Here is a 3,823-nt window from a genome sequence, read left to right as displayed (position 1 = left end):
GCAGCTGCTCCACGGTGGTCTGCAGGGCGCCGGCGAGCCGGGTGATGGCGTCGGGTTCCAGCTGGGCCGGATGCTCCTCCACATAGCGGAGGTACTCGGCCGCCATACCCGTCCGCGCGGCGAGCTCCTCCCGGCTCAGCCCCAGGGCCGTTCGCCGATGGGCGACCCTGCGGCCGACGTCGCCGGGCCGTGTCCCGCCCGCCGGATCACCGGACTGCTCGTTCTCGGACACCGTCGGCACCTCCGCGGGGTCGGCTCGGCCTGCCCTCCCAGGGGACCATCCGCAGCTGCCGGCGCGCTGGCCGTACCGCCGCGCGCTGCTCCGAACGGGTGTCCCCGGGGGTTCCGGCCGGCGCACGGACGCTCAGGCGCCCGGCCGGTCCAGCCAGTCGGCGTAGCGGGTGCGGGCCAGGCGTGCGCCGCTCGGGGCGGTGAGGGCGTCGCCGGGAACCGCTGCGAACAGGCCTGCGGACGGGTCGACGACGACCCTGCGGCCGTCGGGGCGGGCCCGCAGGGTGGCTCGGCCGAGTTCGTCCAGCGGGACGGCCTCGGGGCCCGCGATGTCGAGGGTGCCGTTGAGCGACGTCCCGGTCGCGACCTCGGCGAGCGTGTCGACGACCTCGTCGGCGGCGATCGGCTGGAGCGGGGTCGTGGGCAGGTGGACGGCTTTGCCCTCCGTGGTCCAGTCCATGATCCCGGCGATGAACTCCATGAACTGGGTGGCCCGGACGATCGAGTACGGGACCGGTCCCGCCTTGACCAGGTCCTCCTGGAGGACCTTCGCCCGGTAGTAGTCGGCATCGGGGACCCGGTCGATGCCGACGATCGACAGCAGGACGACATGGCCCACCCCGGCGGCCTCCGCCGCGGCCAGCAGGTTCTGCGTCGTGGTGCGGAAGAAGGGCGCCGCGGCCGCGTCGAAGGACGGTGCGTCGATGGTGTCCACCACCACGCCGGCCCCGTCCACGGCCTGTCGCAGTCCTTCGCCGGTCAGCAGGTCGAGGCCGGTGGACCGGCCGTGCGCGGAGACCTCGCACCCGGTCGCACCGAGCCTCGCCACGAGTCTCGAGCCGACAAAACCGGTTCCGCCGACGACCGCGATCCTCACGACGGGCCCCTTTCCGCGCCGGGTCCGATCAACGTAGCCGGTCGGGTCGGAGTGCGCCCGCCGGGCACGCGGGCTCCGGCATGGCCGGTCCGCCCCCGTCGCCCGGCGCACGTCGCCGGGCCCCGGGACCGTGCGGCGGACGGGTCAGTCGGACGGCTTTCCGGTCGCGGGGCGCGCCCGGAGGTGCGCACGCTCCCCCTGCCGCCCGAAGAGGCTGAGGAACTCGACCGCCTCGGAACCGGCCGGGCCGAACCAGTGCGGCACCCGGGTGTCGAACTCGGCCGCCTCCCCGGCGGAGAGCACAAGGTCACGGTCGCCCAGGATCAGCCGGAGCCGCCCGTTGAGCACATAGACCCACTCGTACCCCTCATGGGTTCGCGGTTCGGGCTCCCCGCGGGAACCGTCGGCCTGGATCACCAGCTTGTACGCCTGGATGCCGCCCGCGCGGCGGGTCAGCGGCAGCATGGTCATGCCGTGGCGGGTGACCGGGCGCAGATGGATGCGGGGGTCCCCGGTGGGCGGGGCGTCGACGAGTTCGTCCAGGGTGACGCCGTGGGCCCGGGCCAGCGGGAGCAGCAGTTCCAGTGTCGGGCGGCGGGTGCCGGACTCCAGGCGGGACAGGGTGCTCACCGAGATTCCGGTCGCCGCCGAAAGGTCGGCCAGCGTGGTCTCCCGCTGGGTGCGCAGTGCGCGAAGCCGGGGGCCGACCGCGCCCAGCGTCCGGTCGAGGTCGTTCTCCATTCCACCAGCTTGCCATATCAGCAAGTTTGTTTGCCATGATGACCGAGGGCCCGCAGGGTTGCCGTGGAGGTGGTCAGGGATGAGCGACCAGCTGGAGAACGACTGTGACGTGGTGGTGGTCGGCGGCGGCGCCGCAGGCCTCAGCGGGGCGCTGATGCTCGCACGGGCACGGCGGTCGGTGGCGGTGATCGACACCGGAGCCCCCCGCAACGCCCCCGCAGCCGGTGTGCACGGGCTGCTGGGCCGGGACGGGATCCGGCCCGGCGAGCTGATGGAACGGGGGCGGGCGGAGGTCCGCGGCTACGGCGGCCTGGTGGTCAGCGGCGAGGTCGCCTCCGCGGTCCGCCGCGGCAGCGGGTTCGAGGTGGAACTGGCCGACGGGCGGCGGACCCGGGCGCGCCGGCTGCTGGTCGCCACGGGTGCGGTGGACGAGCTTCCGGACGTCCCGGGGCTGCAGGAGCGCTGGGGCAGGGATGTGCTCCACTGCCCGTACTGCCACGGCTGGGAGGTCCGCGACCAGGCCGTCGGCGTGCTGGCGACCGGACCGCAGTCGGTGCACCAGGCGCTGTTGTTCCGGCAGTGGAGCGGTGACGTCGGCTACTTCCGCCACACCGCCCCGCCGCTGTCCGGCGAGGAGGCGGAGCAACTGGCGGCCCGCGGGATCACGGTGGTGCAGGGCCGCGTCGCCTCCCTGGAGACCACCGGCGACCGCCTCACCGGGGTGCGGCTCGACGACGGCACGGTGGTCGCCCGTACGGCGCTGGCGGTCGCACCGAGGCTGCGGGTCCGCGCCGGGTTTCTGGCGCCGCTCGGCCTTCTGCCGGCCGAGCATCCGGCGGGGAGCGGCGAGTACGTCCCTGGCGACGCCACCGGCCTCACCGAGGTGCCCGGCGTCTGGGTCGCGGGCAATGTCGCCGATCCGTTCGCCCAGGTCGGCGCTGCCGCGGCAGCGGGGGCCGCGGCGGCGGCCCGGATCAACGCCGACCTGGTGGCCGAGGAGACCCGTCTCGCCGTCGCCGCCCGGCGGGACCCCTTCTCCCCCGAGTCCGAGGCACGCGTCTGCGAACGGGTGCTGGGCGACCGGCGCCATGGTCTGTGAAGCCGGCGGACCGGGACGGGCAGAGATCGTGTCCCGAGCACCCGGCCGCCGATCGGCACGGCGACGGCCACGGCGGACACGGTCACGCCGACGGCCATGGGGTGAGCCTGCGCGACGCCGCGCTCCGCGCCTGCGGACGCGGATGCCCCACCGGGGGCCGCTCCGGCTCGGCGGTCCCGCCCCGGCAGCTGCGGACGGGTGAGCCGGGACGGGGCCGGGGTCCCGCCCCGGGCCGCATCGGCCGGGGCAGCTGCCGGTCCGGGCTGTCGACGACGCCGGACTCCCGTCGGTCATCGCCCGCTCGCGGGCGTGCGTGGACGGCCGTACGGCGAAGGGGCGCGGGAGTTCCCGCGCCCCTTCGCCGGCACCGCTGCGGCGGGTGTACCCGCCTCAGCGATCTCAGCCCAGTGCGAACTTCTGGGCGGCGGATCCGTTGCAGTCCCAGATCTGCAGCCGGGTGCCGTTACCCGTGGCCCCGCTGGGCGAGTCCAGACACCGGCCCGACTGCGGATTGCGCAGCGAACCGTCGGACTGCTGCACCCACTTCTGACCGCCGACCCCGTTGCAGTCCCACAACTCGACCTGCGTACCGTTGGCCGTCCCATTGCCGTTCACATCCAGGCACCGCCCCAGCGTCCCCAGCGAACCGTCCGCGTTGTGCGTCCAGTGCTGGTCCTCGGCCCACGACTGGCAGTCCCACAACTGCACCGCCGCCCCGTCGCCACCCGTGTCGTCCGCCGCGACGTCCACACACTTGCCGCCGGGCCCGGCGACCGGTGCTCCCCCGTTGACGGAGAACTTCTGGGCGGCGGATCCGTTGCAGTCCCAGATCTGCAGCCGGGTGCCGTTACCCGTGGCCCCGCTGGGCGAGTCCA

The 3,823-nt window shown here is 74.6% G+C and carries 5 protein-coding genes; 1 reads left to right on the top strand and 4 read right to left on the bottom strand.

All coding sequences use genetic code 11. From position 1 onward, the window contains the following. From AOK09_RS30115 to AOK09_RS30105, 3 genes are all read right to left on the bottom strand, one after another. Positions 1–232: helix-turn-helix domain-containing protein (locus AOK09_RS30115; RefSeq protein ID WP_175609365.1), on the bottom strand; the 232-nt coding region annotated here is incomplete at its 3' end. A gap of 132 nt (positions 233–364) precedes the next feature. Further along, positions 365–1,108, bottom strand: coding sequence for an SDR family oxidoreductase (locus AOK09_RS30110; RefSeq protein WP_055590396.1), 744 nt, complete (start codon positions 1,106–1,108; stop codon positions 365–367). A 144-nt stretch (positions 1,109–1,252) separates the two neighbouring features. Beyond that, positions 1,253–1,849, bottom strand: coding sequence for a helix-turn-helix domain-containing protein (locus AOK09_RS30105; protein ID WP_055590395.1), 597 nt, complete (start codon positions 1,847–1,849; stop codon positions 1,253–1,255). A 79-nt stretch (positions 1,850–1,928) separates the two neighbouring features. Between AOK09_RS30105 and AOK09_RS30100 the strand changes: the two genes are divergently transcribed. Further along, a complete protein-coding gene (locus AOK09_RS30100; protein WP_055590394.1) occupies positions 1,929–2,948 on the top strand; it encodes an NAD(P)/FAD-dependent oxidoreductase in 1,020 nt (339 codons plus the stop codon). 399 nt (positions 2,949–3,347) lie between these two features. On the opposite strand, the gene AOK09_RS30095 is transcribed toward AOK09_RS30100, so the two are convergent. Then, a partial coding sequence (locus AOK09_RS30095; RefSeq protein WP_175609364.1) for an RICIN domain-containing protein occupies positions 3,348–3,823 on the bottom strand: 476 nt, incomplete at its 5' end.

Source organism: Peterkaempfera griseoplana, from assembly GCF_001418575.1.
Lineage (GTDB): Bacteria > Actinomycetota > Actinomycetes > Streptomycetales > Streptomycetaceae > Peterkaempfera > Peterkaempfera griseoplana.
This window is presented reverse-complemented; position numbering and strand designations above follow the sequence as displayed.

Bases quoted from the DNA above. Each gene is read 5' to 3' on its own strand.
- AOK09_RS30105 (WP_055590395.1), bottom strand. From the start codon at position 1,849: ATGGAGAACGACCTCGACCGGACGCTGGGCGCGGTCGGCCCCCGGCTT.
- AOK09_RS30100 (WP_055590394.1), top strand. From the start codon at position 1,929: ATGAGCGACCAGCTGGAGAACGACTGTGACGTGGTGGTGGTCGGCGGC.